Annotated in this window: 12 protein-coding genes and 1 pseudogene; all 13 read left to right on the top strand. The window is 26.8% G+C overall.

What is annotated here, in order from left to right:
* The first annotated feature begins 125 nt into the window (after positions 1 to 125).
* The 13 genes and pseudogenes from S100390_RS01785 (at position 126) to trmFO (ending at position 15,145) form a co-directional block, all read left to right on the top strand.
* A complete protein-coding gene (locus tag S100390_RS01785; protein WP_070406594.1) occupies positions 126 to 1,211 on the top strand; it encodes a hypothetical protein in 1,086 nt (361 codons plus the stop codon).
* A 447-nt stretch (positions 1,212 to 1,658) separates the two neighbouring features.
* A complete protein-coding gene (locus S100390_RS05390; RefSeq protein WP_231918068.1) occupies positions 1,659 to 1,964 on the top strand; it encodes a hypothetical protein in 306 nt (101 codons plus the stop codon).
* A 335-nt stretch (positions 1,965 to 2,299) separates the two neighbouring features.
* Positions 2,300 to 2,590, top strand: a pseudogene (gene rplU, locus S100390_RS05530) (50S ribosomal protein L21); the annotation flags it as partial.
* 266 nt (positions 2,591 to 2,856) lie between these two features.
* A complete protein-coding gene (locus tag S100390_RS01800; protein WP_070406597.1) occupies positions 2,857 to 3,171 on the top strand; it encodes a ribosomal-processing cysteine protease Prp in 315 nt (104 codons plus the stop codon).
* A 2-nt stretch (positions 3,172 to 3,173) separates the two neighbouring features.
* Positions 3,174 to 3,464, top strand: a complete 291-nt coding sequence (rpmA, locus tag S100390_RS01805) for a 50S ribosomal protein L27 (RefSeq protein WP_070407250.1) — start codon at positions 3,174 to 3,176, stop codon at positions 3,462 to 3,464.
* Positions 3,465 to 3,553: 89 nt separating this feature from the next.
* Entirely contained in the window at positions 3,554 to 4,324 is a 771-nt protein-coding gene (locus tag S100390_RS01810) for a Pr6Pr family membrane protein (protein WP_070406598.1), read from the top strand.
* A 102-nt stretch (positions 4,325 to 4,426) separates the two neighbouring features.
* Complete coding sequence (locus S100390_RS01815) at positions 4,427 to 5,992, top strand: sodium-dependent transporter (RefSeq protein ID WP_070406599.1); 1,566 nt, start codon at positions 4,427 to 4,429, stop codon at positions 5,990 to 5,992.
* Positions 5,993 to 5,995: 3 nt separating this feature from the next.
* Positions 5,996 to 6,148 (top strand): hypothetical protein, encoded by a 153-nt coding sequence (locus S100390_RS05395; RefSeq protein ID WP_156768770.1) that lies wholly within the window; start codon positions 5,996 to 5,998, stop codon positions 6,146 to 6,148.
* Between the two features lie 62 nt (positions 6,149 to 6,210).
* Complete coding sequence (locus tag S100390_RS01820) at positions 6,211 to 7,380, top strand: AEC family transporter (protein WP_070406600.1); 1,170 nt, start codon at positions 6,211 to 6,213, stop codon at positions 7,378 to 7,380.
* 1,146 nt (positions 7,381 to 8,526) lie between these two features.
* On the top strand, positions 8,527 to 9,720 hold the full coding sequence (locus tag S100390_RS01825) for a hypothetical protein (protein ID WP_070406601.1): 1,194 nt from the start codon (positions 8,527 to 8,529) through the stop codon (positions 9,718 to 9,720).
* 179 nt (positions 9,721 to 9,899) lie between these two features.
* Positions 9,900 to 10,247 carry a hypothetical protein gene (locus tag S100390_RS01830; protein WP_156768771.1) on the top strand — a complete coding sequence of 116 codons (348 nt, stop codon included), beginning with the start codon at positions 9,900 to 9,902 and terminating at the stop codon, positions 10,245 to 10,247.
* Between the two features lie 916 nt (positions 10,248 to 11,163).
* Positions 11,164 to 13,830 carry a valine--tRNA ligase gene (locus S100390_RS01835; protein WP_070406604.1) on the top strand — a complete coding sequence of 889 codons (2,667 nt, stop codon included), beginning with the start codon at positions 11,164 to 11,166 and terminating at the stop codon, positions 13,828 to 13,830.
* Positions 13,811 to 15,145 carry a methylenetetrahydrofolate--tRNA-(uracil(54)-C(5))-methyltransferase (FADH(2)-oxidizing) TrmFO gene (gene trmFO / locus S100390_RS01840; RefSeq protein WP_070406605.1) on the top strand — a complete coding sequence of 445 codons (1,335 nt, stop codon included), beginning with the start codon at positions 13,811 to 13,813 and terminating at the stop codon, positions 15,143 to 15,145. Before S100390_RS01835 ends, trmFO begins: the two co-directional genes overlap by 20 nt.
* Positions 15,146 to 15,149: the final 4 nt, after the last annotated feature.

Genomic DNA, 15,149 nt, shown 5'->3' on the forward strand with positions numbered 1-15,149 from the left:
AATTAATCTTTTTTTATAATTCTATTATTTTTAGGGTGAGAACATCTTTTAATGATAAAATATAAGCATAAAGGTCCTTTAAAAAATATTAAAATAAAAAATAATAATTGAAAGAGACGATAATAATGATAAAGTTACTTTTATTTTTTACTTTATTTAGTAATGGATATAATTTGCATCAAGTTGTTTTAAATTCACATCATGTACTAAAGCATGAAATTGAAAATAAAAAAATTATAAAATTATATTCAAAACTAATTAAAGAGTTTGAAGATAATAATATAACATATGATAAGGTAACTACTGCAAACTTAACAAATGTAATGAAAATTTTTTATAATTTTATTAACACTAATTTTTTACTAAAATCTGAAATAAATTTACTTGACAATACTATTACAGAGATTATTATTCAAAATCAAATAATTGAGTTACAAAATAAAAACCAATTTAATAATAAAACTAAAAACCAAAGTAGTATTAAAATATCTAAATATTGTGTTTTACGAGCAAAGGATTCACGTGGAAATAATCGCCATTTTTATTATGAAGATAATAATGAGCCCTTATATTTAAAAAATTATTTTACTAGTGGAAAAATTTACCAAGATCAAAACTACTATAGTATGGAAAAATCACAAATTATTTCAGATTGATGGACTTGAAGGTATGTATTATATTTTAATACGTGTGAGTTAATGTATTGAATAGCTAGTTTTAAAAAAATATCATTTAATGATTTAATTTATAACCAGAGATATCAAATTAATCCTTGAATACTACTAAAGGGAATATTTACTGTTATTAATATTGCTCGTTTAATCTATCAGAACATAAATAAAGATAATGATGAGTACTGAAATTATATTAAAGGATATCTACATTATATGATTGATATGAATAATTTTAAAAAAGCTAGCACCAATTTAACGAACGGTATTGCAATTCAATATTGATGACGACGTTTTAATAAAGATTTTATTTCGCTAAATCATCAAAGTTATATGAAAAATCATGAGGAAATCCAGTTTAACTATGTTCCTGAGGATGTATCAAGTAAAAGATATGAATATATTGATATTACTCCTAGCAGTGATAAAAGTGGGAGAAGAATAATAAAAATAATTGATAAATGACGAACAATTATTCAAAATTTTAATGAACCAGAAAAAATTTTAACTGAAGAAATTGATCGAATTTTAAATTTATAAGGGAGGAAAAATCAGATGATTTTTAAATATGAAGGAAAAATATTATTGAAAAAAATATCATTATGAATATTAATTTTATTAAGTTTTATTTATTCATTAATTTTTAATATTTATTCGCAAATAGTAGTCTTTCATTATTCGTTGATATATATTTTTTGATATCCGTTTATTGTTTTCTTTTTTCCCACTATAATTCTTGCTTGATTTTTATATTTTAATAGTAACTTTATTAAAAATGAAAGTTACATAACTTTTTTTAAACAAACATCTTTAAAACCTCTTAAAATTTTTTATCAAAAATTTACTATTTTTCTATTAATTCTTTTATTATATTTATTAATTATTTTATTTTCTGTTGGTGTATTTTTTATTAATCCTGAGCGTGCTGTTATTAATTTAAAGGTTTATGGAGTGGCACTTATTAGTTTAATTATTTTTATAATACCAATGTTTTTTGTTTTATTAATATTACATCAAAAATTTAAAAATATAGGTTGTTTTTTTATTAGTATAATTGTTGGAATTTATAGTTTTTTAGGTCTCTATGGTTTATTATTAATTGGTCATGGTCAAAATCCTAATTTTACAAGTTTAAGAAATAATTATGTTTTAACTAAAAAAATCCAAGAAAACCAAGATTATCAAGACCTTTATCAAATTTTTACGAACAATGATCGTCAACAATTAAATCAAAAAGTTACTGATATTTTAAAAGTAAAAAATCAATTAACTGAAGCGATTATTGGAATCTAAATTTAATGAATGAAAAAAAGATATAAAAGATAATCCAGTTTTAATGGAAAGTTTAAAAAAATTAGCTGATAAATAGAAATAAGTGCGGATAAGCACTTATTTTTATGGTTTGAAACAATAAGGATATATTTATAAAACAAATTATGTTTATTATTATTTAATTTTTAATTAAAAAAAAGAAAAATTAAAAACTAAAAAATTTATTGAATTTTTTTAAGATAACGATATAATTAATTATGGTTGTTTCAGTTTCAACCGCTCTTTGACTTTTAAGTACCTAAAGGATATGCAATACTTATCTACTTACAAGGCGAGTCTAAACTGGAGGTGTAAAAATGTTTGCAATAATTAAAACTGGTGGGAAACAATTACGTGTTTCTCAAGGTGATGAAATATTTGTTGAAATGTTAAACGGTAACGAAGGTGAAAAAGTTAACTTTACCGAAGTTCTAATGATTGATGGTAAAGTAGGAGCACCCTTTTTAAAAGGGGCGTCAGTAACCGGGACAATTTTAAAGCAAGGAAAACAAAAGAAAATTGTTGTGTTTCATTATAAACCAAAGAAAACACAACATAAGAAATATGGACATCGTCAGCCATATACCAAAATTAAAATTGACCAAATTTTATTGTCAGGAACAGCAAAGCCAGCTGCAACAGCAGAAACTAAACCAACAGCAGTTAAACCTGTGGTTAAACCATCAACTGTTGCAAAAGCTGCAACAAGTGCTGAACAAAAACCGGCAGCAAAGCCAGCTGTAAGTAAACCGGCAACTGCTGCGAAACCTGCAACAGTAAAACCAACAACTGCCGCAAAACCCGTGGCAAAAACTTCGACAACAACATCAGCAAAAAAACCAGTAACAAAAACAGAAAAAAATGATAAATAATTATGATTAAAATTATAATTAATAAAACTGAACAAAAATTTATGAAAATTGAAATTACTGGTCATGCACAAGCAGGTGAATATGGTAAAGACCTTGTTTGTGCAGCAATAACAGGAATTGCAACAGGAGGTTTAAATGCAATTGATCAAATTAAACCAAATAGTTGTGAATTTGTTATTAATGAAGGATTAATTACTATCATAGTAAAAGAAAATAGTTCTGATTTACAAGTTATTTTACAAACAATGTATTATCAATTTTTAACAATTTATCAGCAATACCAAGAATTTATTAGTGTAAAGGAGGTTGAAGAATAATGATGAAGTTCTTATTAGGCTTACAGTTATTTGCTTCAAAAAAAGGAGTAGGATCGACTAAAAATGGTCGTGATTCACATTCAAAACGTTTAGGCGCAAAAAGAGCTGATGGTCAAGCAATTCGAGCTGGATCAATAATTTATCGTCAACGCGGAACAAAAGTTCACCCAGGAGTAAATGTTGGGCGTGGTGGTGATGATACCTTATTTGCCTTAATTGATGGGATTGTTAAGTTTGAAAAATTTGGACGAAACAAAACAAAAGCATCAGTTTATCAAAAAGCAGCGAAATAAACAAAAATAAAAATACTAATTTATCCCAAAAGGTAGCATTAGTATTTTTTTAATTATATAATATTATATATTTAATAAGGGGGATTAACATGTTTTATCAAAAGGAAACTTGGAAAGATTGACGAGTTTATTATAAATTATTTTTTGCAATTTTAATTGCCTGTGGTATTTTTGCGGCATTAATTGAAAGTTATGTGCATGGAATTACGATTACTGTGAAAAATCCGGCATGATCAGAAGAAGCAACAAAAAACTTTATTAATGATAAAGGTGATTATACTTTTAACTATTTTAGTTATTTTACAATTCAATCAAATCTGTTAGTATTTGCCTGACTAGTTGGAGCAGGGTTATTTCCTAAGTATGAGGGAAAAAACAAGTGATTAGGCTACAATATGACTTTAGCAATTACAATTTATATTAGTATTACTTTTTTAATTTTTAATTTAATGTTATTGCCAGTTGAACAACCACAAACTTGAAAAGCTTGGTTATATTCAACAATTCAGCATGTTATTTGTCCAATAGTAATGATTGTTTATTTTTTATTCTTTATGGAACGAAAAAATAATATTAAAACAACAAAAGTTTATTGAAAACAAGATCTTTGAAAATTTTATTTTTATCCAATTATATGAGCAATTGTTAATATGATTCGTGGTGAATTTCGTTGACAAGCGGGGAAAGCATTTCCCTATCAATATTTTTTCTTAAATATTCATAAATCATTAGGTGGTATTCCTGGGGCGGTATGGTTTATTATTGCTGTGATTGCTGTTTCGGGATTAGTTTTTGGGTTAGGAACACTATATAATTTCTGTTCGTATAAATTTGTTAATAAGAAAAAAATTGTAAAATAATGTTATGTTATCTTTTATCAGTTAAAAAAGAAGTATTTACAAAGGCAATTGTTAATTTTGTTAATAATTGTTTTTATTATATTAAAAGAAGGGAAAGAAAGTATGAAAAAAAAGAGGCATGTTAGTAAGTTTGGTTTTATTGTTTCAACATTAGGAGCAGCAATTGGACTTGGTAATGTTTGAGGATTCCCCACCTTATTAAAAGCAAATGGGGGTTTAGCTTTTTTTGTATTATATATTTTAGCAATTGTAACTTGTGCCATTCCATTATTGATTTTAGAGTTTAATATTGGAAATATGCGTCGAAAGTCATTAATTAATATTTTTGACGAAGAAAATCCAACAGCAAGTCGTTTTATTGGTTGGTTTCAGTCAGCATTTATGTTTGTTGTCGCTAATTATTATACGGTTTTAATTGGCTATGTTTTAATTTCACTGTTATTAAATTTCACAAATTTAATTAACAGCCCATTATGATTTAATAATAATATTTTAAATGCTGGGGGTGTTGGAGTAACGGGGACAGCTAATTTTCAATGAATGGCATATTTAGCATTTATTGTTATTGTCATTGCTGCGGGTGTTATTATAATGTTTCGGGCAAAAGGAATTGAAAAAGCAAATGTCATTTTTATTCCCGTACTATTTGTTATTTTATTAGTATTGGCAATTTATGTTTTAACAATTCCGGGTGCTTTAGCAGGTCTAGGGACCGTTCTAATGCCAACAGAAAAGACATTAGCATCATTTGGTAATGTCCAAGTTTGAAGTGATGCTTTTGGTTTGGGCGTATTTACTGTTTGTGTTGGTTCAGGATTTATGTTATTGTTTGCTGGTGCTGCTTCAAAAAAACAAGATAATGCTAATAAAGCTTATATTTTATCATTTGGTGTATTGGCAATTTCATTGCTAACATTAATATTAGTATTTGGTTCAGCTGGAGTATTGGTTCATGAAACAAATCCTGGTTTAACATCAATTGATGACTATGTCAAAGCAATTGATCAAGCTTTTCCCAATAATGATGGGGCTAGTTTTATCTTTAATGTTTTTCCACAAACTTTTAGTGTTATTAATCACCATACAATTGCTGGTTTTGGGAACTTTTTAGGTGTTTTATTCTTTACTGCGTTATTATTTGCGGGTTTAAGTAGTATTATTGCAATGCTTGAAGTTGTTGTTAATGGGATTTTTTCAAATTATAAGGTTAATGAAAAGAAAGTCATCTTTATTTTAATGTTATTAATGGCGATAATTGGTTTGGTTTTAATGTTTAAAGATACTAATCAGTTGATTTATTCATTCCAAGCTTTAGCGGGAAGTGTTAATATGTTATTAATGGCTTTAACAGAATTAATTTTATTTATTCATATTTATAAAAAATTAAAGCTTGTTATTGCTTATAACAATGAGCATTCATGAATTAAAATTGGTAAAACATATCAATTTACCGTTTCATATGTTACAGCAGCATTGTTAACGGTTAATATCATCTTTATGTTTTATGCTTTTATTAGTTCAAGTTTATCAAAACCATGATGATTATCAGTTTTGGCGGTGTTATTAGGAATTATAATTCCATTGTTAGTTAGTGTTTTATCAGTTACCGTTTTACGAAAATATCAAACAAAAGCAATCTTAAATTATGGGCATGAAGGAGAAAAATAACAAATGGCTAGTTGATTAATTATTACCTTAGTAATTATTATTATTTTATTCATTATTTTGTTTGGTGGATTTATCTTTTTCATGTATAAAGATTGAAATAATAATTCAAAAGTTACTGAAGAAACAAAGATAGAAAATGATAAAAATAAAAGTTAGAAATAACTTTTATTTTTATTTTTAAGCGGTAAAATTAAAAGAAATGCTAAATGGAGGAAATAATGCAGATATTATTGGTTGAAAATAAGGTTAGTAAGGCAATTATTGACACATTAACAGCATGAGGATTTTGAAGTGCAATTATTGTAACAATTTTTGTTATATTTTTAGGATGACTTTTAACAAAAAAAGGAACCTTAAAGCAAGAATGAGATGTTGTTTTTATTAAAATATTGGTTGTAATTGGTTTGCCAGCTTTAGTTTTTGAAGGATTTATGTCTGATGCTACTATTGAAGATGTTAAGCAAGAAGCGGCGGTTTTACTAAGCGGTTTTTTATTTTATATTATTTTAGGAATTATTGCAAAATATTTTTATATTAAATATGATCGTGATGTTCAAGACGCTTTATCAATGAGTATGACTTTTGCAGCAACTTCTTTCTTTGGTATTCCAATTGTAACAGCGTTGTTTCCTGGTCCTGATGCAAAAATTGCTTCAAATATTTTTAATGTCCCATATCATGTCTTTTTATACTCGTTAGGATTTATTATTATGGGAAAAGACAATAAAGGTTATTTACAAGATAAGGTTGTTATTAAGAATAAGTTTGGAAATCGGCTTGATTATGGTTGAAAAATGTTTAAAAGTAATTCTAAAAAGATTTTATTAAATCCAATCCTATTAGCAACAATTATTGGATTTATTTTTTGAGTAACGCAGTTAATCCCAGGAATTGCAGTTGTTCCTGATCAAAATACTATTGGTGGTGGAAAATATTTTTCACCATTACGATTAGATAATACTTTTCCACCAATTAAAAAAATCTTAGTAACACTACAAGCAATTTGTACCCCATTAGCATGATTAGCAATTGGAATTAATTTAACAAAAGGAACATTAAAAGATAGCTTAAAAAGTTTTAAAACATGATATGGAACAATGATGAAGGTTTTAGTAGCACCAGTTATTGGATTAGTAATAACATTAATTGTAACTGTAATTGGAAAAGAAACTGGGGCTTGAACAATGAATAGTATGGGATTAACGATTATTATAATTATGTTAGCAGCACCGCCAGCTTCGGTGATTGTTGCATATTCAATTAATTTTAAGAAAGAAACGCTATTAACAAGTAATGTAACATTATTATCAACTTTAATGTCAATTATTATTTTGCCATTTTGAATTATTGTTACAACAGCAATTGGATCGACTAGTTTATTTAGTTAGTTAAACTGTAAAAAAAGGAGAATTTGGTTTTAATTATTTTGATACTTCACTAGGAAAAAAGTATTACAACAATTTATTATTATCTTAAAATTCAACCCTTTTTATTGTCAAAAACCACCTTACAACATTATAAAAGTCATCCAAAATACAAAGTTGCTAATAATAACAAACATATTTAATAAATTAAAAGAGATAGATTGGATTTGGGTCATTTTGAAGTTGCCCTAATTGTTTGGAAAAATAACAAAAGTTATAAACTAACAATTACCGAAAGATTAACAAATTTAGATTATATTTGTCATCTTAATGATAAATATTAATTTAATTAATTTTTTTAAGATTCAACAATTATAAAATATTCTAAATCATTAACATTAGGTAATGAGAAAGAATTTAGCATGTGAAAAGAAATTGAACAAATAACTGGGATTCCAATTTATTTTACAATGTCAGCCTCACTATAAGAAAAAAGGTACGATTAAATATGAAAATAAATTATTTCAACAAAGATACCCAAAACATAAAGTTTTAAATAAATATCGTAAAGAATATGACAAAAAAACAATTGTTTCATTAAACAATCGATTAAGAAAAAAACTAAACTTTAAAACATCTTTAGAAATTTTCAAAATGTTTAGTACTTATTTTGATTTATTAAAAACTTGCACTTAAGTTGACAATCTACCTATAATCATAATTTAATTTTATTTTGTAATTTTATTTAAAATAATTAAATTTTTTTTGATATGTAAATTGTTAAGTTCTTTAAATATGAAAAAACAATGAAATAATGATACCTTACAATAAACTTAATTATTTTTTAAAAATTTAATTTGTCAATTATTTTAGGAAGTAATACAGCATTAATAGTAACTAAACCAATTGATTAAGAACAAAAATTAGATGGTATAGAAGGTAGTCCAATTTTTGCACAAACTATGACAAAAAATGGAAATTTATTAAAAGATAATTCAAAATAATTAATGGCGGAGGTTATTCGTTCAATTATTACTTTGATTAATTACAACATTTCTCTATAGTACTGTCCTGGGTGGGATTATTGAATATGATTTAAAAAATAATTTTTAAAATATTAAATTAATCATTAATTTGTAGGAATTGTTGAAAGAAAGGAAATAAAATAAAATGAAAAAGGTAGGATTAGAAGAAACTGTTCCAAGTAATTTATTAAATACAAAAAAAATTTTTTATGCTCCTGGACAAGGAAAAAATGTCTTGAAAAAAGATTATATTAATAGAATAAAAATAGATGAAGGAAATGCAAAACAATATGTTGTTATATTAATTAATGCAGTTTTAGCAGTTTTACGAAGAAATGATGTAATTGAACAAATCCAAAATTATAATACTAGTAAAAATCTTTTTACAATAAATTCAAGATTTGAAGATGATCAAACAAGTTATTTTATTGTTCCTATGTCTATTTATGGACAAGAATTTAGTCTTGTTTTTAGAGTTAGTGACTTTTATGTTCAAGGGATAATTAATCTTCAACATGGGCAACAAACATATAATTATTTTCAAGATGCATCTATTAGAAGTTTGGATTCACAAGAAAAAATTAATGAAAATAGGTTAATAACAATTGTTCGTGGATCTAACTATAATTTTTTAATGAAAGAAGAAAAGAGAGATATACATTTTAATTGAAGTACAAATATTCTTCCATCTTTTAATAATATTGCAAATGTTAATATTTATGATAACACAGCTATTAGTTCCCAAGATTTTGGGCGTGCTATTGTAGCAACTGCCGAAACATTACGCTTTAGAGAAGTAAGAGGAATGATTGAAGGTTCCGATGCAGCAACCAATTTAACTTGAAATGACTTTTATCCAATAGTAACTAGTTGAGCAACTTGAACAAAGAATGCAATTGAATGAATAAGCAAATATGGAGACTTAAAAAACTGAGATTTAACAAATCAAATTCTTATTTTGTCTTATGTAGTTTGAAGTAGGGATGACTCAGGTATATATTCAGTATTTAAATGAACTAAATATGCGCATACTTGAGACGATTTTGTTTATAAATATCCATTTTTTGCAATAAATGGTTTTTTAAAAGCTGAAATAGTAGGAGAATCTGGACGTGTTGTTTCTAATCCTGTAGTATTAACACAAAATATAGGTTTTCCTGGTGGAGCGCAAATGGCTTGTAATTTTTTTATAACAGGTACCAAATATACAGCAATTACATTAACTTTATGATGCGATGATGACAGTATTAAATGACAATGAAAAGCATATTTTAAGGGACGTAATACCAATGGTATAGAATTAAAATTAGATTATATTAAGTTTTATGCAAAATTATAAATTTTATTTATTAATTATTTTAAAATTAGAAAGGAAAATATATTATGAAATTATCTAATAAAATTCCAGTTTTGAGTAATAAGAATATTAATGTAAAAATTAATTATAAGTTCGAAGAGACTTATACAGCTTGAACTAGTGATTGATCAAAACAATATGAAGTGTTTAATTGAAAACAATTGGCATCCACTTGAAATGAGTTTATTGCTAGATTTCCATCTTTTTTAGTAATTAGTAGGTTACAGGCAAGTATAGTACGCTATGCATTTGAAAGAAAGAGCGATCGAAACCTTTATAATTTTGCTGGTTGAACAAGAGAGATTAGTTCCGATCGTCTTTATACCATAAGTGTGGGATCAAATTTATTTGAAAATGCAATGATTTTTACATCATTAACATTAGATTTATGACGTGATGGTGATACTATCAGATGACAATGACAAGGAACTTTTAAGGGTGGAGCACCTGCCTTCGTAAGAATTCATATTGATAAAATATCTTTTATTGAATCCAATGATTTTGAATAAAATTATTATTTTATAAGATTGCATGTTGCAAAATGAGAAAACAAAATAGAAATTAAAGATATAAAATGGTTTTTACTCATTAGAAACATTAAATTCATGTTTTATAAGGAACCATATAATTGTTGAGGATATCCTAAAACTGGACGAGTAATTAACTTTACAGTTATTTGTAAGGTAAAATTAATTAGAAAGTAGAAGGATATTTTTTATTATGAAAGAACAATATACAACGAAAGAAAAATTAAAGATTATTAAAGAAGCCTAATAAGTAGACATTAACAAAAGTAAATTAGACAATGTTTAAAATATTTCACGTCCAACATTAAATAAATGAATATACACATGTTATAATCATATAATTGAAAATTATTATTAATGGATTTTAATGTCCAAATTAGTATGTACAGGGTCGGCAATTGCTTAGATAATACTGTTATTGAATCATTTCATGTAATTTTAAAAACAGAAGGATTAAAAAAGTTTATACTAAATCAAATGAATTATTTGAAGACTTTAATAATTTTATTTCTTGATATAGCACAAAAAAGAATTAATATAAAAACTGGGTTATCACCAACTCATATAGTATAATTTATACATTGTTCAAAATTAGGATATAATCAAAAATCACATATTTAGGACAAAACCACAAAAATTGTTGCAATTAATAAAAAAAGAATTATAATAAGACCATAAATATTAGAGGAGTAATTAAAAAAAATAGTTCAGAGAGTTAATTGGCGGTGAGAAATTAATCTATTTATTTAATGAAGGTTACTAATATTTTAACTTGATATTTTAATTAAGATAATAAGTTTGCACTTATTAAAAAAGGATGGTACCGTAATTATTAAATAATAATTGCTCCTATTATTTTGTTAAAATAATAGGAGTTTTTATTTAGATAGGAGATTTAATGGCAAGGGAATTAAACAAAAAATATGATCATAATCTTGTTGAAAAAGGAAAATATCAATTTTGGAAAGATGCCGGATATTTTACCGCAGACGTTAAAAGTAATAAACCAAGTTTTAGTATTGTTATTCCACCGCCAAATGTAACTGGAAAGTTACATTTAGGCCATGCGTGAGATACAACTTTACAGGACTTGATTATTCGTTATAAAAAGTTAATGGGATTTGATACCTTATATTTACCAGGAATGGATCATGCTGGGATTGCAACACAGGCAAAAGTTGAAGAACGGTTACGAATAACAAATAATGTTTTACGTCATGATTTGGGGCGTGAAAAATTCATTGAACAAGTTTGAGCATGAAAAGAAGAATATGCGGAAGTTATTCGTGAACAATGAAGCAAATTGGGTTTAGCGTTAGATTATTCGCGCGAGCAATTTACTTTAAACGATAATTTATCAGCCGCAGTTCAAAAAGTTTTTATTGATTTATATCAGAAAGGATTAATTTATCGTGGGAAGCGAATTATTTCGTGAGATCCAGTCCAAAAAACAGCGTTATCAAATATTGAAGTTTTATACCAAGAACAACAAGGGAAAATGTATTATTTTAAATATTTTTTAGAAAATAGTACTAGTGAATATTTGACAATTGCCACAACGCGTCCAGAAACAATGTTTGCTGATCAATGTGTCGTTGTTAATCCAAATGATGAACGTTATCGTCAATATTGAAATAAAAAAGTTATTAACCCTGCCAATGGTGAATTAATTCCTGTTCTTTGTGATGATTATGTTGATCAGGAATTTGGGACAGGAGCAATGAAATGTACGCCAGCACATGATGCCAATGATTTTGAAATTGCGTTACGTCATAATTTAGCAATGCCAATTTGTATGAATACTGATGGAACAATGAACGAGATGGCAGGAAAATATGTCAATCAGGATCGCTTTGTTGCGCGACAAAATTTAGTAGTTGCTTTAACAAAACAAAATTTAGTAGTTGAAATAAAGGATCACCTTCATCAAGTTGGTTTTTCAGAACGAAGTGGGGCAATTGTTGAACCATATTTATCTGACCAATGATTTGTTAAAATGGATTATTTTGCTAAAAAAATTATTAAATTTCAAGAAACAAATAATCAAATTAAATTTTATCCGCCACGGTTTAATACAACATTAATTAATTGAATGGAAAAGATTCAAGATTGATGTATTTCACGGCAACTATGATGAGGGCATCAAATCCCAGCATGATATATGAAAAATGACCCTACTAGAATTCATGTTGGATTAACTCCACCAGATAATACAAATAATTGATTACAAGATGAAGATGTCTTAGATACATGATTTTCATCAGCATTATGACCAATGACAACATTAGGGTGAACTTGAGATGAAACATTATTTCAACGTTATTTTCCAACCAGTGTTTTAGTAACCGGTTATGATATTATTTTCTTTTGAGTTTCAAGAATGATGTTTGATGCATTAGAATTTACTAATAAGAAACCTTTTAATGATGTTTTAATTCATGGTTTAATTCGTGATGAAGAAGGTCGTAAAATGAGTAAATCATTAGGAAACGGGATTGATCCAATGGATGTTATTAATGATTATGGCGCTGATACCTTACGCTACTTTTTAGTTACAAATAGTGCTCCTGGGCAAGATTTACGATATTCGCAAGAAAAAATTAATGGTGCTTGAAATTTTATTAACAAGTTATGAAATGCTGCACGTTATCTTGAAATGAATTTATCAAGTGATTTTAAACCATTAATAAATTTTGATCAAGAAATTAAAAAATTATTAATTAAGCATCAAGAAAATGCGATTGACCAATGAATTTTAACAGAGTTAACAAAAACAATTAACAAAGTTAAAGTTAATATGGAAAGATATGAGTTTGTTTTAGTTGGTAAGGATTTATATGATTTTGTTTGAAATAAGTTTTGTTCATGATATATTGAGTTGACAAAAGTTAATTTACAAAGTGATAATCAAACAATTAGAACAACAACAATGCAAACATTATTTTATGTTTTAAAACAAATTTTAGTGATGTCACACCCCTTTATTCCATTTGTAACAGAAGAAATTTATCAAAAATTAAATTTAAAAGCATCAATTATGGTAGAAGCATATCCGACAACTAATTTTAATTATGATGTTGAATATTTAAATTTAGTAACAGAAATTATTGCTGCAATACGAGAATTACGTAGTAATTATCAAATTAAAAAGTATCAATTAATTGAAATTTGGTTAGATTTAGGAACTGACAAAACAAAAATTAATGCGACGATAATTCCATTAATTAATGATTTTATTGTGAAAATGGTAAATAGTGAAATTAAAGGGATTTTAAAAGAAAAAGATGATCAACAAACATATGTTACAATTCCATTAACAAATATGATTTTAGAAGTAGTTGCTAATGATATTATTGATTTAACAACAGAACAAACAAAAATAACAGTTGAATTAAAGCGTTTAGAACAAGAACTTATTCGTAGTAAAAATCTTTTGCATAATCAGGACTTTTTAACAAAAGCAAGTTCAGCAAAAATCCAAATTGAACAAGAAAAATATGCAAAATATTTAGAGCAATATGAACAAGTAAAAGAAAAAGTAAACGATGGCAAAACAAAAAATTAATATTATTGGTGCTGGTTTGGCTGGGACTGAAGCAGCTTATCAGTTGGCAAGAAGAGGACTTCAAGTTAACTTATATGAAAGTAAACGGATTAATAAAAACCCTGTTCAAAAACAAGATACTTTTGCTGAATTAGTTTGTTCAAATTCGTTACGAAGTGATAGTTTAACAAATGGTGTTGGCTTATTAAAACAAGAAATGTTAGCTTTTGATTCATTAATTATCAAAGCCGCTTATGCTAGTCGGGTTCCTGCCGGTGGCGCTTTAGCGGTTGACCGTCAACAATTTTCAGATTATATTACAGATTGTTTAACAAAACATCCTAATATAACCATAATTGATCAAGAAGTTACAAAGATTGATTTAACAGCAATTACCTTAATTGCGTCAGGACCATTAACAACAACAAGTTTACAAAATGAGATTCAACAGTTACTAGGAAGAGAATACTTTTATTTTTATGATGCAGCAGCACCAGTTATTACAAAAGAAAGTATTGATTTTCAGAAGGTTTATTATAAGTCACGCTATGATAAAGCTGAAAGTAAAGATTATATTAATTGTCCCATGACAAAAACAGAATTTGAAATGTGAGTGCAAGAATTAATTACAGCTGAAACAGTTGCTTTGCATGAATTTGAAAAAGAAATTTATTTTGAAGGATGTATGCCAATCGAAGTGATGGCAAAGCGGGGAGTTAAATCATTATTGTTTGGACCATTAAAACCAGTTGGTTTAGAAAAACCAAATGGCGAACGACCATATGCTGTAATCCAATTACGCCAAGATGATGCAGTTGATACTTTATATAATGTCGTAGGATTTCAAACTAATTTAAAATTTCCAGAGCAAAAACGTCTTCTTGCAATGGTTCCGGGATTAGAAAATGCTAATATTGTTCGCTATGGTGTTATTCATAAAAATAATTTTATTAATTCACCAGTGTTATTGAATCAATTTTTACAATTAAAATCACAGCAAAATATTTTTTTTGCTGGTCAGATTACAGGGGTTGAAGGTTACGTTGAATCAGCGGCAACTGGGATTATTAGTGCTCTTAATATTGCAAATTTTTTAAACAACAAAGCAATGTTAACTTTTCCTCCCGAAACAATGATGGGTGCATTAGTTAAGTATATTATTAATGCTTCACCAACTAATTTTCAACCAATGAAAGCTAACTTTGGGATCGTGCCTAGTCTTGAACAACATTTTAAAGCAAAGGCCGATAAATACTTAGCATATAGTGATCGGGCTTTAACAGAATTAGCCAATTTTATTAAAAACAATCGGTTAAATGATGAAATTAACTTTTAATAAT

The organism is Spiroplasma sp. NBRC 100390 (assembly GCF_001886495.1).
Lineage (GTDB): Bacteria > Bacillota_I > Bacilli_A > Mycoplasmatales > Mycoplasmataceae > Spiroplasma.